The sequence below is a fragment of the Saccharopolyspora sp. NPDC049426 genome, assembly GCF_040676935.1.
Taxonomy (GTDB): domain Bacteria; phylum Actinomycetota; class Actinomycetes; order Mycobacteriales; family Pseudonocardiaceae; genus Saccharopolyspora.
Window position 1 is genome coordinate 24,920 of sequence record NZ_JBFAPZ010000016.1, and the last position, 23,842, is coordinate 48,761.

Genomic DNA, 23,842 nt, shown 5'->3' on the forward strand with positions numbered 1-23,842 from the left:
CGAGCGGCGAAAGGTGATGCGGGTCCGATGCGGTCGCAGGCCGAGATCAGCACCGAGGTGTCCTACGAGCAGCTGTCGCGCCTGCGCGACACCGGGTTCCGCCGGGTCCGGCCCGGCATCGACAACCTCAGCACCCGGGTGCTGCGACTGGCCGGCAGCCGCGCCGAGGGCTGCGGGAATGTGCGGATGCTGCGCGACGCACGGACCTTGGGGCTGTCGGTGGACTGGACCTACCGGTACGGCTTCCCCGGTGGGACCGACCGGTCCTACTCGCGGGTGCTGGCGCAGTTCCCCGCTCTGCACCACCTGCCGCCGATGCGGAGCGCCGTGCGGTGCGGCGACGGAATCTCCGACGACACCGAAGCGGCACTGCTGGCCGGTGTCGCGGCGTGGCGCCGGGACAAGCCGCTCGGCCTGCTGGAACTCGTCGAGGACGGCGGCGCCCTCGTCGTCCTCGACGACCGGCCGGGTTTCGGCCGGCACGAGTACGTCTTCGCCGGCGAAGCGGCGGAACTCCTGCGGTACGTGGACGTCCCCTGCCCCCTGTCGGTGCTCGCGGCCCGCTTCGGCGAGCAGGTGCACTCCCGGCTGGCTGATCTGCGCGAATGCGGCCTGGTGTTCACCGACGCGGGCAGCTGGGTGCACGTCCTGCCCCGCCCGACGAAACACCGGATCCAACTCGCTCATCGACCGTGACCTGCTCGTGATCACCTGCCGTTAGGTGCTGTCCAAGAACGCGGCGGAGCTGCTGTTTCAGGTGTGGGACTCAGCTCGCACCGCCGCAGGTTCTGAGCGGCTTCGTGGCGAGTACGCCGGGACGCCGCGTGTTCGCATACTCAAGGAGCGGCGCACGGAGTCCACGGAGCCGCTCAGGTTCTGCCACCCACACCGCCGAGCAAACCAATCCCTGACAGCTCGCCTAGCGCTGCGATGTTTCGCCCATTGCCGTAGCCCGTCGGAAGTCGTTGCGCGCCATACGGATGGAGCAACAAGCGGTCACGAAGGCGCAACGAATGGGGTCGCCGTCGACCACCGCCGCCCCTGCCGGGGTAGCAATTGTGCCGGGCAGTGACGATCACGGTCGCGAGCAGGGGGTTGGCATGGCGGCGTTACCGACGGAGGCTGGCTCCCAGGAGCGCAGCGACAGCGAGCTGATCGATGCTGTGCGCCAGGGCGACACCGGGGCCTACGGAAGCCTCTACGAGCGGCACGTCGCCGCCGCGCACAGCATGGCCCGCCAGGTCACCAAATCCGCCGCCGAGGCCGACGACGTCGTCTCCGAGGCGTTCGCGAAGGTCCTCGACCTCCTGCGGGGCCAGCGCGGCCCGACCTCGGCGTTCCGCGCCTACCTGCTGACCGCCGTCCGGCACGCCGCCTACGACCGCACCCGCAAGCAGCAGCGGCTGCAGTACTCCGAGGACCTGGAGACGGTGCCCGGCATCGACATCTCCCAGCCGTTCCAGGACACCGCCGTCGAGGGCGAGGACCGGTCACTGGTCGCGGCGGCGTTCGCGAAGCTGCCCGAGCGTTGGCAGATGGTGCTCTGGCACGTCGAGATCGAGGGCGAGTCCCCGGCGAAGGTCGCTCCGCTGCTGGGGATGACGCCCAACGGCGTGTCCGCGCTGGCCTACCGCGCGAGGGAGGGCCTCAAGCAGGCGTTCCTGCAGGTGCACCTGGGAAACCTGGACGCCGAGCAGGAGCGCTGCCGGGAGAACGTCGAGCGGCTCGGCGCGTGGACGCGCGGTGGCCTGGCGAAGCGGGAGACCTCGCGGGTCGAGGCGCACCTCGACGACTGCGACCGGTGCCGCGCCCTGGCCGCGGAACTCGTGGAGATCAACGGGGCGCTGCGGGTGTTCATCGCTCCCCTGGTGATCGGCAGCGCGACCGCCGCGGGCTACCTCACCGCGGTGGGTGCCGGGAGCGGCGGAGTCGTCGGCGGGGTCGTCAACGCCGTCGGCGGACCGCGACGCGCGGCCGTGTCGGGCGCCGCGCTCGCTGCGGCGCTGGCCGTGCTCGGGCTGGCGCTGGCGGCCAACGAGGAGGAGATCCCGCCGGTCGCCTCCGCACCGCCGCAGCCGTCCGCTCCGCAGCAACCGCAGTCGCCGCCGTCACCGCCCGCTCCCCCGGCGGCTCCGGCCGCCCCGGCTGCGCCGGGAGCCGCGCCGGTGCCCGGACAACCGGCTCCGCAGCCCGGCGTCCAGCAACCGGCGCCGCTGCCACCGCTGCCGATTCCCACGCCCTCCCCGTCGCCCGAGCCGTTCGCCGACGGCACGATGCACGCGGGTGCCGAGCTGCTCGGTCTCGGCGTCGACGCCGACCCGCACCTGCGCATCGAGGACGACGGCATCGACGCGGGCGCGGTCGTGAAGGTGGAGCAGACGTTCCCGCCGGATCGCCTCATCGCCGTCGACGACCTCACCGGCGCCCTGGACATCCTCGGAAACCCCGTGGTCGAGCGCTGAACCCAGTACCCGGTTCGATCCACGGTGGACCCGCCAACCACGTTACGTCGCCGCATGCCGGGCGTCCCGGGACCAAAGCCCCTGGTCGGGGCTCGATGATCCGGTGCTCAATGGCTTGCGGGAACTCCGGCCGCCGGCCGGTGGGCCCGTGCTTCGAGGGGGATGCGGACTCTTCACGACCTCACCCCGCGTCCCCCTCGTCCATCCGCACCGCGCGGAAGCTTCCCGTCACGCGCACTCGCGCTGCTGAGCACGTCCCGGCGACGTGCGCGGCATCTGCGAGAACGCGGAATCCCCTGTGGACACCTGCGGATCAACCGGATCACCAGGTCCCCGATCACCGCGGTATTCCGGGTCCCCGCACCCATCCCAGCGGAAGTCACGTGACCGAGAGCAGCGAGGGCACCTCCACCCGGCCGGTGGTGTCCTCCAGCTCACGGGCTCCGCAGGACATTTGACGGTGGCCGCCGCCGAGCGACCGCCGGTAGCGTTCTCGGGGACCTGACATGGGCGTCTGCTTGAACGGGTCCACCGACACGCGTGGAGAAGGACGGCACCATGGCCGAGTTGCACGTCAGCGAGGAGTTCGACGCGCTCATCGGGCGGATCCGGGCCATCGGCCCGCTGCTGGAGGACAACGCAGAGCACAGCGAGGAGATCGGCAGGCTCAGCGACGAGTCCGCCAAGGCGCTCGTCGACACCGGGATCTTCCGCATCGGGATCCCCGCCGTGCTCGGCGGTTACGAGTTCTCCCCGCGCCAGGCGATGGAGACCATCGCCGAGGTCAGCTACTTCGACGCCTCGGCGGGCTGGTCGTTCATGGCGCTCCAGCTCGCCACCGGCACCACACCGGCCTACCTGGGCTGGGACGTGGTGCACGACCTGTACCCGAACGTCCGAAGAGGACACCACGCGCTCATCGCCGGGCAGGGCACCGAACCCGGCACGGCCGTGAAGACCGAGGGCGGGTACCGGATCAGCGGAGACTGGCAGTTCGCCTCCGGCGTGTCGATGGCCACCCACATCCACGCCGCCGCCCACTGCGCGGAGGAGGACCGCACGCTGGTGTTCACCCTGCCGGTCAAGCAGGTCGCGCTGCAGGACAACTGGGACGTGATGGGACTGCGCGCCACCGGCAGCATCGACTACAGCATCCGCGAGGCGTTCGTGCCCGCGTTCTACGCCTACGAGGCGACCTGCACGTCTCCCCGGATGGGCGGGGCGCTGTACCGGCTGGGGCTGGCCAACATGTCGGGCATCTGCCACGCCGGCTGGGCGCTGGGCGTGGGCCGGCGGATGCTCGACGAGATGCGCGCGCTGGCGGGCGGCAGACCCCGGGCAGCGGTCGACAACCAGCAGTTCCACGCCGAATACGCCCAGGCCGAAGCCAAGTTCCGGGCGGCGCGGGCGTTCGCGTTCGAGACCTGGCAGCAGTGCGAGGACACCCTCGACGACGGCCGCGGCCTGAGCACCGAGCAGGAGACCCTGACCCGGCTGGCGCTGGGCAACGCGACCTCGTCGGTGCACGAGGTGGGCCAGACCGTCTACAGGTGGGCGGGCACGGCGGCACTGCGGCGCAGCGCCCTGCAGCGATTCTTCCGCGATCTGCACGGCGGCACCCAGCACGTGACCTCGGGGCCGGGCGTGCTGCAGAACTGCGGCAAGCTGCTCGCCGGTCTCTCGGACGGTCACTGGCAGTTCCTGGACCTCGTCGAGAGCGACTGACCTGGACCGTGTTCTGCCCAGCTCAGCGGCTAGGTCACGATGTGTGACGGAGGGCGGCCGATCGGGTGCAATCCAGCGGAATTCGGGCGCGCCGGACATCAGCGCTTAACTTCTCCATCGGCCGATGTCAGATTGAGCCCAGCACTTGGGTGCGCGGGCATGCCCACCTCGCCGGCGGTCGACCGAACGGATCAACGATCCCGACGCCGTTCGGGGCAGGCGGGGGAGAGCTCCTGCCCGCGACGGATTAGGATGATCGGCCGCGAGGGGGCGCTGGTTTGAACACCGCACAGGTCCACCGGAAGGCACGGCGCAGGCAGCACTCCCGCGGCAGGCACAACACGCGCCCGACCGCCACCCGCCCCTGGGTGGGGCGCCCGCTGCCCGCTCGCCCCGGCACCTCCCCGATCCGCACGCCGCTGCCGGTCACCCCGGCCGCGCCACCGCCCGAACCTGAGCCCACCCGAGGAAGCACCATGACCGCACGCCACGCCGAGATGATCACGGCGACGCTGTCCATCACCACCTTCCTCGTGGTCGGTGCGATGTGGATCGGCTACTTCTAGCGGCTGACGCGAGTTGAGGCGCGGACGACCAGTTCCGGCTGGAACACCATCTGGCGGTGCCGGATCGGCTCACCGGAGGTTTCGGCGATCAGCAGTTCCGCCGCCGTGCGGCCGAGCTTGCGCGCGGGCTGGCGCACCGAGGTCAGCGGCACCGCCGCGGCCCCGGCGAACTCGATGTCGTCGTAGCCGACGATCGCCATCTCCTCCGGCACCCGCACCCCGGCGGCCACCATCGCCTGCAGCAGGCCCAGCGCGAGCAGATCGTTGGCGCAGAACACGGCCGTCGGGCGCGGGCTCATGCCCAGCAGCCGCGCACCCGCGTCGCGTCCCGACGCGACGTCCAGCGCGGAGGACTCCAGCACCGACAGGTGCGCGCCGGTGCCTTCCAGGGCCGATCGGGCACCCGCTTCGCGGTCCCGGCACTGCGCGAGCATCGACGGGCCGTTGACCATCGCGATCTCGCGGTGCCCGGTCTCGGCCAGGTGGCGCGCCGCCAGCGCTCCCCCGGTCACGTCGTCGACGGCGACCGAACTGCCCTGCACCTCCGGCACGGTGCGGTCGACGAACACGTAGGGAATGCCGCTGCGGGCGAAGGTCCGCAGCCGCTCGCCGGTGGTGTCCACCGGGGACACCAGCAGTCCGCGCACGCGCTGCTCGGCCAGCATCGACAGGTAGGACGACTCCAGGTCGACGCGCTGGCCGCTGTTGCAGGTGATCACGTTGAGCCCGGCATCGTGGGCGGCTTCCTCTGCCCCTCGCGCCAGGTCGACGAAGAACGGGTTGGCCAGGTCCAGCACGAGCAGCGCCATGATGCGGCTGCTGCCGGCGCGCAGCTGCCGAGCCGACTCGTCGCGGACGTAGCCGAGCTCCTCGATCGCCGACTGCACCCGCCGCCGCGTCTCGTCCGACACCAGCTGCGGGCGGTTGACCACATTGGACACCGTGCCGATGGAGACCCCGGCCAGCCGCGCGACGTCCTTGATTCCGACCATGCTCAGACCTCACTCACAGACTTCCGTGAGCCTAGTCCGCCGGAACCGGGCCCGGCGCGCGGCCGGGCCCGGTTCCGCTCACACCTCGCGGGGCATCTCCTTGACCTCGCGGCGCAGGATCTTTCCGGTCGGTCCCTTCGGCAGCTCCGGGACCAGCCAGACCTCGCGCGGGTACTTGTAGGCGGCGATGCGCTGCTTGACGAACTCGCGCAGCTCGTCCTCGGTGGCGTCCTGGCCGGGCTTGAGCGACACGGCCGCGCCGACCTCCTCGCCGAGGTCCGGATGCTTGACCCCGACCACGGCCGCCTCGGCGACGGCCGGGTGCTCGTAGAGCACCTCCTCGACCTCGCGCGGGTAGACGTTGTAGCCGCCGCGGATGATCAGGTCCTTCTTGCGGTCGACGATGAAGAAGTAGCCGTCGGAGTCCTTGGTGGCGATGTCACCGCTGTGGAACCAGCCGTCCTTGATCGCCTCGGCGGTCGCCTCCGGCCGGCCCCAGTAGCCCTTCATCACGTTCTCGCCGCGGATGACGATCTCGCCCGGCTCGTCGAGGCCGACCTCGTTGCCGTCGAGGTCGACGACCTTCATCTCGCAGCCGCGCACCGGCAGCCCGATGGAACCGGGCTTGCGCTCGTAGCCGGGCTGGTTGAACGAGGCCACCGGCGAGGTCTCCGACAGGCCGTAGCCCTCCAGCACGTGGCAGTCGAACTTCGACTCGAAGCCGCGCAGCACCTCCACCGGCATCGCCGAACCACCGGTCGCGCAGGTGCGCAGCGAGCTCATGTCGGCGCCGTCGGCGTCGGGGTGGTTGAGCATCGCGGCGTACATCGTGGGCACGCCCTCGAAGATGGTGACCTTGTCGCGCGGCACGATCTGCAGGGCCTTGGCCGGGTCGAACCGCGGCAGCAGGGTCAGGCACGCGCCGACCAGCACCGAGGTGTTGAGCGCGCAGGTCAGGCCGAAGACGTGGAACAGCGGCAGGCAGCCCATCACCACGTCGTCGGGGGTGAGCTCGAACAGCGTCTCCACGGCCATCTCGGCGTTGGAGGCGAGGTTGTGGTGGGTCAGCTCGGCGCCCTTGGGCTTGCCGGTGGTTCCCGAGGTGTAGAGCAGCACGGCGGTGTCGCCGTCGGTGCGCTCGACGGGTTCGGTGATCGGCTCGCCGCCGAGTTCGATCGGTCCGACCGCGCCCACCACGACTCCCGGGATTCCCACCTCCGCGGCGGCGTCCGGCACCGCGTCGCCGCCACCGTCCCAGCCGTAGACCAGCGACATCTGCGAGTCGCGCAAGTAGTACTCGACCTCGCGGGCCTTGAGCAGCGGGTTCATCGGCACGACGGTCGCGCCTGCCAGCAGTGCGCCGTAGAACAGGATCGGGAAGGCGGGCACGTTCGGCAGCACCAAGCCGACTCGGTCGCCAGGTGAGATGCCGCGTTCCCGCAGGTCACCGGCCACGGCAGCGGCCGAGGCGTGGAGCTGGGCGTAGCTGAGCACGTGCTCGTCGAGACGGACCGCGGGCCGGTCGCCGTGCCGCTGAGCGGACGCGACCAGGTTCGCTGCCAGGTTCGTCATGTTCCGTTCCCGTCGTCGTTGAGGTGTTCGGAGCAGGCGAGATCATCGATCCCCAGCAAATCGTCCATGTTCCGCAGCCCGGTGGCAATCGTTCGGGTGTACATTTCGGTAACACGTAGTCGTCATACCTGCGGCAATGCGCCGAACGGCCGATCCTCGGCGGCTCGGGCGCCTCAGAGGAGCTGGGCGGCCAGTTCGGCGATCGTAGCGGCCTGGAGGTCGAACTCGTCGGCGTCGACCGGCTCGCCGTCGCCTTCCCTGGCGATGTGGGCGGTGGCCATGCCCTGCTCCGCGGCGGCGCGCAGGTCCCACGGGTGCGAGGCCACCATCAGGGCCTGCCCGGGTTCGACGCGCATGAGCTCCAGCGCCTTGCGGTAGACCGACGGGTCCGGCTTGTAGGCGCCGACCAGTTCTGAGGACAGGGCGAACGCCCAGCGCAGGCCGCCGCGACGGGTGATCTCGGCCAGCGCGAGCATCGTGGTGTTGGACAGCGCGACGACGTTGAACCGGTCGGCCAGCGCGCCGACACCGGGCGCGGCGTCGGGCCAGGGCTTGGGCCGCAGTCCTTCCGCGGCGAGCTCGGCCAGCACGTCCTCGCCGAGCGAGACGTCGCTGGCCTTGACGGCGTGCTCCAGGGCCTCGCGGTTGAGCTCGTCCATCGGCCGGTACTCGCCGTCCGACGCCTCAGAGAGCAGCTCGTCGAGCCTGTTCAGCCAGGCGGTCGCGAGCGCGTCGCCCTTCTCCTCCGCTTCACCCGCCTCTCCCAGCGCTTCCTGGACCGCGGTGCGGATCGAACCTCGTTCGTCGACAACGGTTCCCAGGACATCGAAGATCAGCACGGACAGGCGAGAGACATCGAGCGACACCGGGTGATCATGCCTGTTCGCCACGCAAGATCACACCCCTTCGGGTGAACACGGTTCGATCTCGAGTCGGTAGCCGAATCGGCAAAAGGCGGAGGCAACTCGACCACTTCGCTGCTCAGCCGGTCACGACGTGCGGGCGGCGACCTCCAGCAGGGCCCGCATCCGGGTGGTCATGGCCTCGTGCAGCGAGATGGCGGTGCTGGTGCGCTCGACTCCGTCGATGCCGAGGATCTCGTTGGTGATCCGGTGCAGGTCCTGGGTGTCGCGGGCCACGACCTTGATCATCAGGTCGGCGTCACCGGAGGTCGCGTGGATCTCGATCACCTCGGGCAGCTCGCGCAGCGCGGTGGTGGTCACCGGCTGCTTCGTCTGGCTGATCTGCATCGACACGAACGCCACCAGGTCGTAGCCGAGGGCGACCGGGTCGACGCGTCGGCTGAAGTCGCCGATGACCCCGTTGTGGCCCAGCTTGCGCAGCCTCGCGTGCACGGTGTTGCGCGCGACGCCGAGCTCGCGGGACAGGCCGAGGATCGTCAGGTCCGGATCGTCGTCGAGGGCGAGCAGGATTCGGGCGTCGAGGGCGTCGATCTCGTTCACCAGCGGCACGCTCCGGAAGGTCGCCATTCGCCGTGCGCGCTTCGCGCGGGCGAAACCCCAGGTCAGGTGTGGTGCCGAACACATCGGGGAGGAACCGTGTGACGAGCACCCGCAGATTGAGCACTCTGCCACACCAACTCGATCGTTCGCGAATTTTGTCGCAGCCGCGAAGGGCTGTGTTGCCTGCTGTGCTGTGCTGACCCGACCATTTCGAGCATGCCTGCGCAGACCGCGACCCCGACCCCCGCGACCGCACCGACCGGCGCCACCGAGACCCGGCACCCGACCGCGCTGCCGCACACCCGCACCGAGGACGTGCTCGGTCTGCTCACGGGCACCTTCGTGGTCTCGCTCGGCCTGCACCTGCTCAAGTCCAGCCAGATCGTCACCGGTGGAACGGCCGGGCTGTCACTGCTGCTCAGCTACGGGCTGCCGGTGCCCTTCGGGGTGCTGTTCCTCGTGGTCAACCTGCCGTTCATGGCCTTGGCGGTGGCCAAGAAGAGCCGTCGGTTCGCGGTGCGCTCGCTGATCTCGATCGCGCTGGTCTCCGCGTTCGCCCCGCTGCACGCGCAGCTGTTCGGCGCCCTGCACCTGCCGCAGCTCTACGCGGCGGTCTGCGGCAACCTGCTCATCGGCATCGGGCTGCTGATCGTGTTCCGGCACGACTCCAGCCTGGGCGGGTTCAACGTCGTGGCGCTGATCGCCCAGGAACGGCTGCGGTGGCGGGCGGGCTACGTGCAGATGGGTCTGGACGTGCTGGTGATCGCCGCCGCGCTGCTCGTCGTCTCCCCCACCGCGATGCTGATCTCGGCGATGGGCGCGGTGCTGCTCAACGGAGTCCTCGCGCTCAACCACCGCCCAGGGCGCTACCTGGGGGCGTGATCGCGAGCGCGAAAGCGGTGCCGGCGTCGGCGGAGCCGACCGTCGTGCTCGGCTTCGCGCACCGTGGAGCGGATCTTGGAACGTGGTAGTTTTCCCGCGTTGACGAGGCATTGTGCGATCTGCTGCGGAGGCTCGTGTGAGCACCGAACTTCCCGACTTCGACGCCGTCTACCGGGGCGAGTCGCCGGTGACCGAAGACGCGCGCGTGCCGTGGAACATCGGCGTGCCGCAGCCGGCCATCAGCGAGGTCATCGAGCGCGGTGACATCGTCGGGCCTGTCCTCGACGCCGGGTGCGGTGTCGGTGTCACCGCTCGGGAGCTGGCCGCGCGCGGCTTCGAGGTGCTGGGCGTGGACCTGTCCGAGACCGCCATCGCGCAAGCCGAGTCGGCCCGTGACGAACGGCACGCCTCGGCGACGTTCCAGGTCGGCGACATCACCGAGCTCTCCGGCCACGACGGGCACTTCGGCACGGTCATCGACAGCACCCTGTTCCACTCCATGCCCGTCGAGAGCCGCGCCGCCTACGTCGCCGCCATCGCTCGTGCGGCCCGCGCGGGCGCGAGGTTGTACATGCTGGTGTTCGACAAGGGCGCGTTCCCGGAAGGCGGCGGACCCAACGCCGTGGACGCCGACGAACTGCGCGCGGCGGTCGCCGAGCACTGGACGATCGACTCCATCGAGCCCAGCACCATCGCCGGTTTCCTCCCCGCCGGGGTCGGCGCCCACCACCCGGCCGACGAGGCCGGGCGGTCGCTCGTACCGGCCCACTTCCTCACCGCGCACCGCTGATCCGGTCCCGGTCGTGACCCCGAACCAGCACTCCTCGGGTGCTCCGCTGGCACGGCGGTTGGGCACCGTCGATGCGACCGCGATCGGGCTGGGCTCGATGCTGGGCGCCGGGGTGTTCGCGGTGTTCGCCCCCGCCGCTGCCGCCGCCGGTAGTGGTCTGCTGTTCGCACTGGTCATCGCCGGGTTCATCGCCTACTGCAACGCCACGAGCTCGGCCCAGCTGGCGGCGGTCCACCCGGCTTCGGGCGGCACCTACGTCTACGGCCGCGTCCGGCTGGGCCACTGGTGGGGTTTCACCGCCGGGTGGGGTTTCGTGATCGGCAAGACGGCCAGCTGCGCGGCGATGGCCCTGACCTTCGCCGCCTACGCCGCACCGGGTTTCGAGCGACCGGCCGCCGCGCTGGCGGTCGCGGTGCTCGCGGCCGTGAACTGCGTGGGCATCACCCGCACCGCCGCGCTGACCCGGATCCTGCTGGTGCTGGTGCTGTTCGTGCTCGCCGGTTCGGCCGCGCTGCTCTACCCGTCCACCGGGCCCATCAGTGCGCACGACTGGCTGCCGCACGGGCCGCTGGGCGTGCTGCAGGCGTCCGGCCTGCTGTTCTTCGCCTTCGCCGGGTACGCCCGCATCGCCACGCTCGGCGAAGAGGTCCGCGACCCGGCGCGCACCATCCCGCGGGCGATCCTGCTGGCCCTGCCGATCGCCGCCGTGACCTACGGCGTCGTCGGGCTCGCCGTGCTGCTGGTGCTCGGCCCGCACGCGCTGGCCGCCAGCACCGCGCCGATCGCCGACGCGCTCACCGCGGCCGGGTACGCGCAGCTGACGCCGGTGGTGCGGATCGGCGCGGCAGCGGCAAGCCTCGGCGCGCTGCTCGCGCTGATCGCCGGCGTCGGGCGCACCGGGCTGGCGATGGCCCGCGAGGGAGACCTGCCGCGCTACCTCGCCGCGGTGCACCCGCGCTTCCAGGTCCCGCACCACGCCGAGCTGACCGTCGCCGCGGTGGTGATCGTGCTCGTGATCACCACCGATCTGCGCGGGGCGATCGGGTTCTCCAGCTTCGGCGTGCTGGTGTACTACGCGATCGCCAACGCCTCCGCCTTCACCCAGCCACCGGCCGAGCGCCGGTGGCCGAAGGCGCTCAACGCCGCCGGGCTGGCGGGGTGCCTGCTGCTGGCCGCGACGTTGCCCTGGACCTCGGTGGTGGCCGGGCTGGCGGTGTTCGCCGTCGGGCTCGGGCTTCGCCTGCTCAGCAGGGCACGCTCGGGCTGATGTCCGCGTTCAACCTCCTTCGCAGCTCGCCGGCCTCCGGAGCGTCGAGCTCCTCGTAGATCCGCACCGCCGTGCGCCAGTGGCGGGTGGCCGATTCCCGCCTGCCCGCCGCGTCGTGCAGATCGCCGAGCCCGGCGTGGGCGCGCGCCCGCACGTAGTGGCTGCACCCGCTGTCGGCCACGCGAAGGGCGTGCTGGTGGCAGCGGGCGGCTTCCGCCTCGTCGCCCATCGCCGCGTGCGTCTCGGCCAGCGCGGTGAGCGCGATCGCCTCCAGGTTCGCCGACCGCATCCGGCGCGCGAAGACCAGTGCCGCGCGGTGGCTCTCCAGCGCCTGGGGGTGGTCCCCGAGGCACCGGCGGATGGTTCCCAGCCGGTGCAACGTCATGCCTTCGAGGAACCGGAACTTGCTGCGGCGGGCGAGCACCAGCGCGCGCTCGGCGTGATCGGTCGCCTCGGCGAACCGGTTGAGGTCCCGGTAGAGGCCTGCCAGCGCGTAGGACGCGTCGGCCTCGGCCGGGCGGTACCCGTGCGCCGCGGCGACCCGCGAGGCTTCTCGCAAGCACTCCAGCGACTCCTCGTGCCGCCCCCACCGGCGGTGCAGCCGCCCGAGGCAGATCATCGGCCGCAGCCCCAGCAAGCGCAGCCCGGCCTGCTGGTAGAGCCGCGTGGAACGGCGCAGGTGATCGAGCGCCAGCTCGGTGTGCCCGGTGAACACGCACACCTCCCCCAGGCTCTGCAGCACGGCCGCGATCCCGGCAGGCCCCACCGCCTTGCGCAGCGCCCGTTCCAGCAGTTCGCGGGCCGTCGCGAAGTCGTTGCGACGGCAGTGCGCCACACCCAGTCCGCGCAGCGCGATGCCCTCGCCGACCCGATCGCCGCGCCGCACGGCGATCTCCAGCGCCTTGCCGTGGAGCCGGCGGGCCGCGTCGACGTGCCAGCCGAAGTCGAGCGCCGCGTCCAGCACGATGGCGAATTCGACCGCGTACTGCTCGAATTCGCCGTCGACCAGCTCGGCGATGCGCACCATGGTGTCGCGCTTGTCGTCGAGCCAGCGGGCCGCGTCCTCGTGGTCGCGGATCGGCGGCGCGGGGAACGCGAGTTCCGGCGACGGTAGCGAGCCCGGGGCGAGGAATCCCGACGCGGTCGTGGCGACCTGCAGGTAGTAGTCGTAGAGCCGCCGCAGCGCTTCCCGCCGCTCGGCGGCGTTCTCGGTGGTGCTGGCCAGCTCGGCGGCGTAGGTCGCCAGCAGGTCGTGCAGCCGGACCCGCTTGCCCGCGACCTCCTCCACCAGGTGCGCGCGCACCAGTTCGGCCAGCCCCCGGCGGATCACGCGGACGTCGTCCTGCCCTGCCAGCGCGGCCAGCGAGTAGGCGTCCATCTCCTCGCCGGGGTGCAGTCCGAGCATCCGGAACAACTTCGCCTCGGCCACCGACAGGTTCCGGTAGGACGCGGCGAAGATGGTGCGCACCGACGCCTGCGGGTCACCGCTGTCGAGCAGGTCCAGACGCGCCTGGGCGCAACCGAATTCGGCGATGGTCTGGCTGATGCCGCGGTTGCGGTGCCGCCGCACCCGTTCCGCCGCGATGCGCAGCGCCAGCGGCAACCGCGCGCAGCACTCGATGAGCTCGTCCACGGCGCCCTCGTCGGTGACCAGGTCGCCCAGCAGTTCCTTGAGCAGCAGTCGCGCCTCGTCGGCGGTCATCCGGTCCAGCTCGACCAGGTGCGCTCCGTGCCCGACGAGCAGTCCGTCGAGCTGGTGGCGGCTGGTGACCACCACCGCGCAGTCGGAGTTGCCGGGCAGCAGCGGACGCACCTGCTCGGCGCTGGCGGCGTTGTCCAGCACCAGCAGCACGCGCTTGCCGTCGAGGAGGCTGCGCAGCCGCGCGCCGCGCTCGGCCGGGTCCAGCGGTACGTCCTTGCCGTCCACGCCCAGCGCCCGCAGCCACCCGGCCAGCACGTCGCCGGGTTCAGCCGGTGTCCCGGTGCCGAACCCGCGCAGATCGGTGTAGAGCTGACCGTCGGGGAAGCGGGTTTTGACCCGGTGCGCCCAGCGCAGCGCCAGCGAGGTCTTGCCGGCTCCGGCCGTGCCGACGATGACCGCGATCGGGATCGCGCGGGACCTGGCGTCGAGCATCGCGTCCAGCTCGGACAGCGGGAGTTCGCGGCCGACGAAATCCGTTGCGCTGTGCGGCAGCTGGGCGGGGACCTGCGTCGCTCCCACGATCTCGATCGCTTCGCCAGCGCGGATCTGGTCGTGCAGGGCGCGCAGTTCCGGCCCCGGGTCCAGGCCGAGCTCGTCGTTGAGCACCTCGCACGCGTGCTGGTAGGCCGACAGCGCCTCGGCCTGCCGTCCGCTGCGGTAGAGCGCGAGCATCAGCAGGCCGTGCAACCGCTCTCGCAGGGGGTTGCGGTGCACCGCATCGAGCAGTTCGCCCGCGACGGCCTCGTGCCGACCGGCCCGCAGCTCGGCGGCGTAGCACTCCTCCACGGCCAGCGACCGCTGCTCGGTGAGCCTTTCGACGACGGCGTCAACGTCGGGCAGGTCGACCTCCTGGTACGGCCTGCCCCGCCACAGGCTCAGCGCGCGCCGCAGCAGCCCGGCCGCACAGGTCGGATCCGGCTCGCCGGCCGCTTCGTCGAGCAGCCCCGCGAAGATCGCCGCGTCGAGCTCTCCCTTCTCGACCCGCAGGCAGTAACCACCGGGTCCGTAGGTCAGCCGGTCGGGGTCGTCGAGTTCCCGGCGCAGCCGGTGAACGTGCACTTGGAGCCGGCTCGCCCCGTGCTCGTCCGGCTCACCCCAAAGCGCTTCCAACAGGACGGTGACCGGCACCGGTTCGTTGGCGTGGGCGAGCAGGACCGCCAGCAGGCCGCGCCGCAGCGCACCCGTCAGCGGTGCCGCTCTGTCCCCGTCGAACATCCGGACCGGTCCAAGAACTTCGAACCGCATCTCGCTTCCCCCAGAAATCCACAAACGATCAATCGTGCCGCACTTCGCCCGTTCGCCGCTGCCTCCGGAAAGCGGCGAGAAAGGCACGCCGCGCACATTGACCGCACATCGTCGGCCAACTCAACGAGAAGCACTCCAATGAGTGATACCGACTACCTGTTCGATGCAAGCTCGGATTTCGGAATAGGAGCGCGAATGGCCGAGTGACAACAGCTCATCAGCGAATGGAACGACATTCCGAGAACCCGAACCGCTCGCGACGACGCGACGACCGGGGCTGCGGGAACGTCAACCTGAATCGGCCTCACGGGCCGGGTTGTGCTCGCATCCGACCTGCTGGCGAGGCAGGTCGGTCCACGCGGCGTCTCCTACACGCGTGGCCAGAAAATACGATGATCCATCGCTACACCCCCCAGGTGTTCGCGTAGCTTCTTCCCCCAGAGCACGGTGGTTGAACCACCGGCATCGGTTCCGATGATGACCGTTCCCCCGAACAGCGCACAAGCTCCCGGGCCGAACAATTTTCGACGCTTGCCGTCGCCGCCATTCTGACCTGGCGAAACTCTGTGCGAATTGCCGGATCTCAATTCGCTCCGACACGCCGAGGCCGTGTCGGACCTCGTGTGCGGACCACTTCCGAACGACAGATCGGTGGTGAGGCGGCCCCCTCATCCGCCTCACCACCGCGTGCCGAGAATACGGCGCGCGACAGGTCGTTGCGAACTCAAACACCCCTGCCACCAGCGTGCTTTCCCCCACTCGCGATCTGCCGCGGCCACCCGGTTGGGTTAATGTCAACAACATGAACCGCACGCCAACCACGCCTGCCGAGGCTTTCGCGACACTCATGGAAGGCAACCAGCGCTTCGTCGAGAGCACGCGGCTGCATCCGCACCAGGACGCCGATCACCGCGCCTCCCTGGCGCCGGGCCAGACCCCGTTCGCGGTGCTGTTCGGCTGCTCCGACTCCCGCCTCGCAGCGGAGATCATCTTCGACCGCGGCCTGGGCGACCTGTTCGTCGTGCGCACCGCCGGTCAGGTGACCGGTTCGGAGGTGCTGGGCAGCATCGAGTACGGCGTGGGAGTGCTGGGCGCTCCTCTGATCGTGGTGCTCGGCCACGACTCCTGCGGCGCGGTCGTCGCGGCGCGGCAGGCGGTGGTGGAGGGTTCGAACCCGCCCGGATACCTGCGCGACATCGTCGAGCGGGTCACCCCGAGCGTGCTGGCCGCCAGGGCCGCCGGTGAGGACGAGGTCGACGGCATCGTCGACGTCCACATCCAGCGCACCTGCGAGCTGCTGCTCGAGCGCTCCTCGCTGCTGGCCGACGAGGTCGCCGCCGGCCGCTGCGCCGTGGCGGGCCTGTCCTACCGGTTGGCCGACGGCACGGTTCGCGTGGTGTCCAGCCACGGCCCCCTGGAGCGCACCGCGGCCTAGCGGCACCGGCCACTGTGGATGATGATCGCGGTGGCCGTTCTCGGGAAGCCGGTCTCCTCGTCAAGCGTTAGCCTGCGATGGCACGTGCTTGGCGAAAGGAACCGGCCGCGTGAGCTTCCAGCCCCGTCGAGTGCTCCTGATCAGCGCCACCATCGGTGAGGGCCACAACGCGACCGCTCGTGCCGTCGAAGAGGCGGCCCGCGAGGTCTGGCCCGACTGCGAGGTGGTGTGGCTCGACGCGCTCCGCATCATGGGCCGCTGGGTTCCCGGGGCGTTCAACTGGATCTACGTCACCAACGTGGAATCCACGCCGTGGCTCTACGACTTCTTCTACGACTCGCTGTGGCGCTACCGGTGGTTCGCCAACGCCTCGCGGCGCTTCGTCGGCGCCTGGTGCGGTCCGCTGCTGCGCCGCGAGATCCACCGGGTCGACCCTGACCTGATCGTGTCCACCTACCCGCTGGGAACGGCGGGGCTGGACTGGATGCGGCGGCACGGCGAACTCGACCTCCCGGTCTCGGCGGTCGTGTCGGACTTCGCGCCGCACCCGTTCTGGGTCTACCCGGAAGCCGATCTGCACTACGTGATGAGTGAGGCGAGCCTGCGCGCGATGCACCGCGCCGAGCCCGAGGCGGTCGGCGCGGTGTCCGTGCCGCCGGTGCGGCACGACTTCCAGCCCCGCGATCGCACCGAGGCGCGAGCCGAGTTCGGATTCCCGGAGGCCGGGTTCACGGCGCTGATCTCGTGCGGTGCGATGAGCTTCGGCGCGGTGGAGCGCGCCATCGACGCGGCGCTGCGGGTCGAGGGTCTCGCCCGGGTGCTCGTGGTGTGCGGGCGCAACGAGGCGTTGCAGGAGCGCTTGCTCGCCCGGGGCGAGCAGCGGCTGGTGCCGCTGGGCTGGGTCGAGGACATGCCCGGCCTGATGGCCTGCTCGGACGTGGTGATCACCAACGCCGGTGGCGCCACGGCGCTGGAGGCGCTGGCTTGCGGGCGCGCGGTGCTGATGTTCGAGCCGATCGCCGGTCACGGCCGGGCCAATGCCGAGCTGATGGCCGATGCGGGTCTGGCCGAGCTGTGCCCGAAGGAGTCGCAGCTGACCGCGACGCTGCGCCGCTGGGTCGCCGACCCGCAGGAGGTCGGCGAACGGGAGGAGCGGACGCTCAAGCACAGCCGGTCGGCGGAGTTCGCCGATCAGGTCGCGGCGTTGGCCGACCTGCCCCGCCACCACGGCCCTCGCCGGTTGCGGGCGCAGGACGCCTTCTTCGTCTACGCCACCACACCTGAGGTGTCGCAGCAGACCGGGGCCATCCTGCGCTTGGCGCCGTCGCCGGATTCAGCACAGGTGTGGTGCGAACACTTCGCGCGCCGCATCCAGGACTGCGCGCCGCACCTGCCGATGCTGACCCGCAGGCTGGTCACCCCTGCGGGCCGTCGTCCACAGTGGAGGCACGCTGGACCGCTCGATCCCGCACTGCACCTCGGCGTGCGCGAGCTCGGCTCCGAACAGGACGCCGAGGGGCTCACGAGCGAGTTCTTCTCGACACCGGTGCGCACCGACCGGCCGCCGTGGGAGCTGCGCCTGCTGCACGACGCGGCCACCGGGCGGGCGACCCTGCTGGCCAAGATGCACCACTCCCTCGGTGACGGTCTGGCCGTCACCAACGCGCTGATCCGGCTGCTCTGCGACGGCCACCACCCCGCTTCGGCCCCGAGCGCGAGCGGGCGGTCGTGGACGCGGCGGGCCCCGGTGGTGATGCGCGGACTCCTCGGCCTGGCCACCTCCGCCGGTGCGACCAACCCCGCCTGGACCGGGCGGAGCTCGCACGCCCGCAGCTTCGGCCACCTCACGCTGCCGGCCGTGCAAGTCCGCGCCCGCGCGCGTGATCACGGGGTGACCAGCAGCGCCCTGCTCATCGGGCTGGTCGCCGAGGCGCTGCACCGGGCACTGGGCGAGCAGCGAGGCGAGGCGCGGTTCCGGGTGATGGTTCCGCGCACGGCCCGCACCGGGCGGGACGGCGCGGGTACCGCCGCTCCGGGCAACCACACGCATTCGCTGTCGGTGGACCTCCCGGTCGGCCCGATGCCGCTGGTGTGGCGGATCCGCGCGGTCGCCGACGCGCTCGCCGAACCCGACCACAGCGGACAGCCCGAGGCCGCGGGCGCGGTGCTGGCCGGGCTCGGCCTGCTGCCCGCCCCGGTGCACGCGTGGATCGTGCGGCGCATCTACGGACGCCGGTTCTTCAACGCGGTGGTCTCGGTGATGCCGGGCCAGCGGCGGCCCGCCCACATCAACGGGACCAGGCTCAGCCAGGTGCTGCCGGTGCTGTCGCTGGCCGACGGCGTGGGCGTGGCGATCGGGGCGATCGGATGGGGCGAGGAGTTCGGCTTCGGCATCACCACCGATCCCGGTCTCGCACCCGACGCAGGGCGGTTGACCGCGCACCTGCGGGAGGCGTTCGACGAGCTGCGGGAGAGGCGTTGACCTCCGGGACGGTGCTGGGCGTCGCGGTGCCGGCCGCGGTGATCGGTGCCGCCAGCTTCGGGATGGCCAGCGCGATCCAGCACCGCGTCACCAAGCAGGTCCCGGAAGTCGCCACGTTCAGCCCGCGGATGCTGTGGGACCTGGTGCGCAAGCCGATCTGGGTGTTGAGCATCGGCACCGTGATCGTCGGGTTGTCGCTCCAGGTGGTGGCGCTGGCGTTCGGTCCGCTGGTGCTGGTGCAGCCGCTGCTGGTGACCTCGGTGCTGTTCGGCGCGGCGTTCGCGGCGTGGCTGGCGGGCAGGCGGATGGACCTGGTTCTCGCGCTCGGCGCGCTGTCGTGCGCGGGCGGGTTGGCGGCGTTCCTGCTCCTGGCCCGGCCATCCGGTCAGGGCAGCGAGTTCACCGGGGCGCCCGTCCTGCCGCTGGCGCTGGGGATGGGACTGCTGGTGGTCGCCTCGCTGCTGGCGGCCCGGTGGCTTCCCGGCGAGTTCGGCGTGGTCGGACTCGCTGTGGCCACCGGGGTGTTCTACGGGGTCACGGCAGGGCTGATGCGGGTGGTGGCCGGGCAGTTCCGCACCGGCGGGATCGTCGAGCCCTTCGGGCACTGGACGTTGTACGTGGTGTGCGTGATCGGGCCGATGGGTTTCCTGCTCAGCCAGCAGACCTTCCAGCGCGGCCGGTTGATGTCGCCGTCGCTGGCGGTGATCACCACGGTCGATCCGCTGGTGGCGGCGGCGATCGGGGTGAGCTGGCTGGGTGAGCGCATCGAGTCCTCCCCCACCATCCTGGCCGGCGAAGCGGTCGCGGCCGCCCTCATGATCGGAGGCATCGCCGTGCTGGCCCGGCGCAGCGAGCAGATCGGCCGCGAGCTGGCCGCCCGGGAGGGCAGCGACTCGTGGGGGTGAACTCGGCACTGGTCACCGGCGCGTCCTCGGGCATCGGCGCGGCCACCGCACTCCGGCTCGCGGCCGACGGCTGGCAGGTCGTGCTGACCGGGCGTGACCGCAAGCGTCTGGAGGCGCTGGCCGAGCGCACCGGAGGCGAGTCGCTCGCCGCGGACCTGACCACCGACGACGGGCTGCGGCAGGTGGCGGACGCGGCGCGCGGGGTCGATCTGCTGGTGCACAGCGCCGGGATCGGCTGGGCGGGAGCGTTCGCCGACATGCCACCGGAGCGCATCGACGAGCTCGTCGAGCTGAACCTGACCGTTCCGATGCGGCTGACGCGCGCGGTCCTGCCTCCGCGGGTGGCGTTCGTGGCCTCGGTCGCCGCGGTGGGCGTCCGCGACGAGGACGTCTACTCGGCCACCAAGGCGGGGTTGCGAGCCTTCGCCGCGAGCCTGCGCTACCGGGACATCACCACGACGACGGTGTTCCCCGGCGCGGTGCGCACGCCGTTCTTCCACGGCCGCCACTACCGGCGCCGGTTCCCGCGCATGGTCGAGCCGCAACGGGTCGCCGACGCGCTGGTGGACGCGGTGGCGCGCGGCCGCGCGGAGGTCTTCGTACCGCGCTGGCTGACCGCGGCCGACCGGGTCCACGGCGCGCTGCCCGGTGTCTTCCACCACCTCGCCCGCAGGTTCGGCTGACTCCCCGCCGGTCGATCACGGGGCGGTTTTGGTCCGAACCGATCGATGTTCCTTTTGCCCGGTCAACTCGGACCAAAAACGCCGCCAGCTCCTAGCCGCGCATTGCTCGGAGGGATTCCTTGAGCGAGCCGATGGTGGCCAGGACCGACGTGGGTTCGTAGCCGCAGTGGGCCATGCAGTTCGCGCAGCGCGGGTCGTTGCCGCGGCCGTAGGCCTCCCAGTCGGTGTCCTCCAGCAGCTCCCGGTAGGTGCTCGCGTAGCCGTCGCTCATCAGGTAGCAGGGTCGCTGCCAGCCGTAGAGCGAGTACGACGGGATGGCCCACGCCGTGCAACCGAAGTCGATCTTGCCTTCCAGGAAGTCCAGGAACAGCGGCGAGTGGTTGAAGCGCCACCTCTTCCGCCGCCCGTCGGCGAAGACCTTCTTGAATAGCTCGCGGGTCTCGGTCACGCCGAGGAAGTGCTCCTGGTCCGGAGCCTTGTCGTAGGCGTAGGCCGGCGAGAGCATCATCTGGTCGACCTTGAGGTCGTTGTTGAGGTAGTCGAGCACCTCGATCACCGACTGCGGCGTGTCGGTGGTGAAGAAGGTCGAGTTCGTGGTCACCCGGAATCCGCGCCGCTGGGCGTCTTCGACGTTGTCCACGGCCTGGGCGAACACGCCCTTCTTGCACACCGAGGCGTCGTGGCGCTCCTCCATCCCGTCAATGTGCACGGCGAAGGAGAAGTACGGCGAGGGCTCGAACTCGTCGATCTTGCGCGGCATCAGCAGCGCGTTGGTGCACAGGTAGACGAACTTCTTGCGCTTGACCAGTTCCTTGACCAGCACGTCGATCTCGGGGTGCATCAGCGGTTCGCCCCCGGCGATGGACACCACCGGGGCACCGCACTCCTCGACCGCTGCCAGCGCCTGCTCGACCGGCATCCGCTGCTTGAGCACGTTCGCCGGGTGCTGGATCTTCCCGCACCCCGCGCAGGCCAGGTTGCAGGCGAACAGCGGCTCCAGCTCCAGGGTGAGCGCGAACTTCTCGCGCCGGGCCAGCTTCTGCTTCATCAGGTACGCACCGACGCGAACCGCCTGGCGCACGGGAATCCCCATGGTTACAACGCCTCCTCACAGGTCGTGCGAAGTTCCGGTGGGATGTGGCGGCCCCACCGCCGCAGGCACGAACCCACGGCGTGCAGCCGCGCCAGCCCGGACATCGCCCGGTGGACGGTTCCGGGCCGCAGCAGGGGTTGCTGCGCGGTGTCGACCACGACGCGCACGACCGCCAGCGGCCGGTGCCCCGCGGCTTGTGCCAGCACCGCCGATTCCATGTCCACCGCGAGCGCCCCGGTGGCGGCGAGCTCGGCGCGGCGCTGACCGCGGACCAGCGCGTCGGCGGTCACGACGGGCCCGCAGCGCACCGGGAACCCGCTGCGCGTGAGTTCGGCGGCCAGCGAGTGGGCCGTGTCGCAGCGCAGCACCTCGCGGTGTCCGCGCAGTTCGTCGGCGACGATCACGTCCCCGCTGCGCACCTCCGGTGACAGCCCTCCCGCCAGGCCGGCGATCACCAGGACGTCGAAGTCGGCGGCCAGCAGCCGGACCGCGCTGCTCGCGCTGCGGCGCAGCCCGTACCCGGTGCGGCGCACCGTCACCGAATCGGCCCCGAGCCCGGCGGTGCGCAGAGCCTCCTGGGCGGTCGCGGCCCCGCCCAGGGCGGAGCGCAGCGCGCTCGCCTCCAGTCGCATCGGCGCGCAGATCAGCATCCTCGTCGACATGTCACTCCCCGTCCCGCAGGTAGCGCCCGAGCGCGTTCAGCGGGAAGATCACCCGGTACAGGTGGTAGTTGATGTAGAAGTCCCCGGGGAACCCGGTCCCGGTGAACTGGGGTTCGTCCCAACCGCCGTCGGCGCGCTGGCTTCGGGCCAGGTAGCCGATCCCGCGGCGCACCGCGTGGGTGTCGTGCCTGCCCACGGCCAGCAGCGCCATCAGCGCCCATCCCGTCTGGGACGCCGTGGAGGTGCCTCGTCCGATCCACTGTGGATCGTCGTAGGAGCGCAGGTCCTCACCCCAGCCGCCGTCGTCGTTCTGGTGGTTCTCCAGCCAGCGCACGGCGTCCCGCAACGCGCGGTGCTGGCGGTCCACTCCGGCCGCGACCAGGGCGGGCACGACGGCACCGGTGCCGTAGACGTGGTTGGCGCCCCACCGCCCGAACCACGATCCGTCGCGCTCCTGGTTGGACAGCAGCCACTTCACCCCGCCGCGCAGCACCTCGTCCTGCTCTCCGAGGACGGCCAGCGCCTCCACCACGTGCGCGGTGACGTCGGCCGACGGCGGGTCGATGACCTCGCCGAAGTCGCAGAACGGAAGCTTGCGCACCAGCTGCCGGGTGTTGTCGGCGTCGAACGCGGCCCAGCCGCCGTCCTTCGACCGCATCCCGCGCAACCAGCGGACACCGCGGGCGATCGCACCGCGCACGGCCTCGGAGTCGGGGTGCTCGACGCGGTTGAGCGCGAGCAGCACCTCGGCGGTGTCGTCGATGTCGGGGTAGCCGTCGTTGTCGAACTCGAACGCCCAGCCTCCCCCGGCGGGCAACTCCGGGCGCTTGACCGACCAGTCACCCTTGATCCGGATCTCCTCGGCCAGCAGGTAGTCCACCGCTCGCCGCAGCGACGGGTGGTCGGCGGGAACACCGGCATCGCGCAGCGCCTGCACGCCCAGCACCGTGTCCCACACCGGCGACTGGCACGCCTCCAACCTGCGGACGGTGCCCTCGGGCGTCTGCTCGCGGATCAGGAACCGCTCCAAGCCGCCGAGTCCCTTGGCGATCACCGGGTGGTTCATCGGGTAGCCGAGCAGGTGCAGCGCCAGGATCGAGTACACCCACGGCGGCTGGATGCCGCCCCAGGAACCGTCGGCCTCCTGACGCGCCACGATCCACTCGGCCGCGCGCCGCATCGCGTGCGTGCGCAGCGATTTCACCGGTCGGCGGTGGTATCGGTGCAGCACGCGGTCGAGGGCGTGGAAGCCGTAGCCCCAGGACCACTCGCGCTTCGGTGGCACCGCAGGCCGCCCGGTGCGCAGCTCCCGCAGGTTGATGCCCAGGTCGCGGCGGGGGCGCATGGTGCACACCACGGTCAGCGGCACCACGGTCTGACGGGCCCAGCACGCCCAGTCGGAGACGTTGAGCGGGCACCACTCGGGCAGCAGCACCACTTCCGGTGGCATGGCGGGCAGGTCGTCCCAGGACCACTCGCCGAACAGCGCGAGCCAGATCCGGGTGAACACCCGTGTTCCCTCCAGGCCACCGCTGGCCAGGATCCAGTCCCGGGCGGCCCGCATGTGCGCGGCGTCGACATCGTCACCGGCGAGTTTGAGGGCCGCGTAGGCCTCGACCGTGGTGGACAGGTCGCCGGGGCCGCCGTAGAAGTTCGCCCAGGTGCCGTCCTCGCGCTGCTGGGAGCGGATCCAGCGGGCGGTCTGCGCGGTTTCCGCGGTGGTCCGGATGCCGAGGAACTGCCGCAGCAGCAGGTCCTCGACGTCCATGGTCACGTTGGTCTCGAGCTCGCCCTTCCACCAGCCTTCCGGGCTCTGCAGCGACAGCAGGTGGTCGCGGGCGGCCAGCGCCGCCGTCCGGGCGTCGGCTCGCGCCGCTCCCTGGCTGGGGATCTGGGCGGCGGCGGTGGCCGATCGC

General features: G+C 71.2%; 20 protein-coding genes. 11 read left to right on the forward strand and 9 right to left on the reverse strand.

The window, feature by feature from the left end:
- Positions 1-27 precede the first annotated feature (27 nt).
- Entirely contained in the window at positions 28-696 is a 669-nt protein-coding gene (locus tag AB0J78_RS28330; protein ID WP_363794220.1) for a hypothetical protein, read from the forward strand.
- Positions 697-1,100: 404 nt separating this feature from the next.
- On the forward strand, positions 1,101-2,462 hold the full coding sequence (locus AB0J78_RS28335; protein WP_363794222.1) for a sigma-70 family RNA polymerase sigma factor: 1,362 nt from the start codon (positions 1,101-1,103) through the stop codon (positions 2,460-2,462).
- 379 nt (positions 2,463-2,841) lie between these two features.
- Here the strand turns inward: AB0J78_RS28335 and AB0J78_RS28340 are convergent, their stop codons facing one another.
- Positions 2,842-2,970, reverse strand: coding sequence for a hypothetical protein (locus AB0J78_RS28340; protein ID WP_363794224.1), 129 nt, complete (start codon positions 2,968-2,970; stop codon positions 2,842-2,844).
- A gap of 50 nt (positions 2,971-3,020) precedes the next feature.
- On the opposite strand from AB0J78_RS28340, the gene AB0J78_RS28345 reads away from it, so the two are divergent.
- Positions 3,021-4,187, forward strand: a complete 1,167-nt coding sequence (locus AB0J78_RS28345; RefSeq protein ID WP_363794226.1) for an acyl-CoA dehydrogenase — start codon at positions 3,021-3,023, stop codon at positions 4,185-4,187.
- 278 nt (positions 4,188-4,465) lie between these two features.
- Positions 4,466-4,753 carry a hypothetical protein gene (locus AB0J78_RS28350; protein WP_363794228.1) on the forward strand — a complete coding sequence of 96 codons (288 nt, stop codon included), beginning with the start codon at positions 4,466-4,468 and terminating at the stop codon, positions 4,751-4,753.
- On the opposite strand, the gene AB0J78_RS28355 is transcribed toward AB0J78_RS28350, so the two are convergent.
- From AB0J78_RS28355 to AB0J78_RS28370, 4 genes are all read right to left on the reverse strand, one after another.
- Positions 4,750-5,745: a LacI family DNA-binding transcriptional regulator gene (locus tag AB0J78_RS28355; protein WP_363794230.1), complete on the reverse strand. Its 996-nt coding sequence runs from the start codon at positions 5,743-5,745 to the stop codon at positions 4,750-4,752. The two genes, AB0J78_RS28350 and AB0J78_RS28355, sit on opposite strands and share 4 nt — an antisense overlap.
- A gap of 78 nt (positions 5,746-5,823) precedes the next feature.
- Positions 5,824-7,317 carry a long-chain fatty acid--CoA ligase gene (locus tag AB0J78_RS28360; RefSeq protein WP_363794232.1) on the reverse strand — a complete coding sequence of 498 codons (1,494 nt, stop codon included), beginning with the start codon at positions 7,315-7,317 and terminating at the stop codon, positions 5,824-5,826.
- Positions 7,318-7,490: 173 nt separating this feature from the next.
- On the reverse strand, positions 7,491-8,183 hold the full coding sequence (locus AB0J78_RS28365; RefSeq protein ID WP_363794234.1) for a haloacid dehalogenase type II: 693 nt from the start codon (positions 8,181-8,183) through the stop codon (positions 7,491-7,493).
- Between the two features lie 123 nt (positions 8,184-8,306).
- Positions 8,307-8,789, reverse strand: a complete 483-nt coding sequence (locus AB0J78_RS28370; protein WP_363794236.1) for an Lrp/AsnC family transcriptional regulator — start codon at positions 8,787-8,789, stop codon at positions 8,307-8,309.
- 207 nt (positions 8,790-8,996) lie between these two features.
- Here AB0J78_RS28370 and AB0J78_RS28375 point away from each other — a divergent pair, with 207 nt between their 5' ends.
- From AB0J78_RS28375 to AB0J78_RS28385, 3 genes are all read left to right on the forward strand, one after another.
- Positions 8,997-9,662, forward strand: a complete 666-nt coding sequence (locus AB0J78_RS28375) for a YitT family protein (RefSeq protein WP_363794238.1) — start codon at positions 8,997-8,999, stop codon at positions 9,660-9,662.
- A 136-nt stretch (positions 9,663-9,798) separates the two neighbouring features.
- Complete coding sequence (locus tag AB0J78_RS28380; protein WP_363794240.1) at positions 9,799-10,452, forward strand: class I SAM-dependent methyltransferase; 654 nt, start codon at positions 9,799-9,801, stop codon at positions 10,450-10,452.
- A 13-nt stretch (positions 10,453-10,465) separates the two neighbouring features.
- Entirely contained in the window at positions 10,466-11,719 is a 1,254-nt protein-coding gene (locus AB0J78_RS28385; protein ID WP_363794242.1) for an APC family permease, read from the forward strand.
- Here the strand turns inward: AB0J78_RS28385 and AB0J78_RS28390 are convergent.
- Entirely contained in the window at positions 11,697-14,666 is a 2,970-nt protein-coding gene (locus AB0J78_RS28390) for a BTAD domain-containing putative transcriptional regulator (protein WP_363794244.1), read from the reverse strand. The genes AB0J78_RS28385 and AB0J78_RS28390 overlap by 23 nt on opposite strands.
- Positions 14,667-15,468: 802 nt before the next feature.
- Here AB0J78_RS28390 and AB0J78_RS28395 point away from each other — a divergent pair.
- From AB0J78_RS28395 to AB0J78_RS28410, 4 genes are all read left to right on the forward strand, one after another.
- Positions 15,469-16,101, forward strand: coding sequence for a carbonic anhydrase (locus tag AB0J78_RS28395; RefSeq protein ID WP_363794246.1), 633 nt, complete (start codon positions 15,469-15,471; stop codon positions 16,099-16,101).
- A gap of 109 nt (positions 16,102-16,210) precedes the next feature.
- Positions 16,211-18,583 carry a wax ester/triacylglycerol synthase domain-containing protein gene (locus tag AB0J78_RS28400; RefSeq protein ID WP_363794248.1) on the forward strand — a complete coding sequence of 791 codons (2,373 nt, stop codon included), beginning with the start codon at positions 16,211-16,213 and terminating at the stop codon, positions 18,581-18,583.
- Positions 18,580-19,488, forward strand: a complete 909-nt coding sequence (locus AB0J78_RS28405) for a DMT family transporter (RefSeq protein WP_363794250.1) — start codon at positions 18,580-18,582, stop codon at positions 19,486-19,488. Before AB0J78_RS28400 ends, AB0J78_RS28405 begins: the two co-directional genes overlap by 4 nt.
- Positions 19,485-20,171, forward strand: a complete 687-nt coding sequence (locus tag AB0J78_RS28410) for an SDR family NAD(P)-dependent oxidoreductase (protein ID WP_363794252.1) — start codon at positions 19,485-19,487, stop codon at positions 20,169-20,171. The genes AB0J78_RS28405 and AB0J78_RS28410 overlap by 4 nt, the downstream gene beginning before the upstream one ends.
- Before the next feature lie 91 nt (positions 20,172-20,262).
- Here the strand turns inward: AB0J78_RS28410 and hpnH are convergent, their stop codons facing one another.
- The 3 genes from hpnH to shc are packed head-to-tail and all read right to left on the reverse strand — an operon-like array spanning position 20,263 to position 23,817.
- A complete protein-coding gene (gene hpnH, locus AB0J78_RS28415) occupies positions 20,263-21,264 on the reverse strand; it encodes an adenosyl-hopene transferase HpnH (RefSeq protein ID WP_363794254.1) in 1,002 nt (333 codons plus the stop codon).
- A gap of 2 nt (positions 21,265-21,266) precedes the next feature.
- Entirely contained in the window at positions 21,267-21,926 is a 660-nt protein-coding gene (locus AB0J78_RS28420; RefSeq protein WP_363794256.1) for a hypothetical protein, read from the reverse strand.
- Between the two features lies 1 nt (position 21,927).
- Positions 21,928-23,817 (reverse strand): squalene--hopene cyclase, encoded by a 1,890-nt coding sequence (shc, locus tag AB0J78_RS28425; protein WP_363794438.1) that lies wholly within the window; start codon positions 23,815-23,817, stop codon positions 21,928-21,930.
- Positions 23,818-23,842 lie beyond the last annotated feature (25 nt).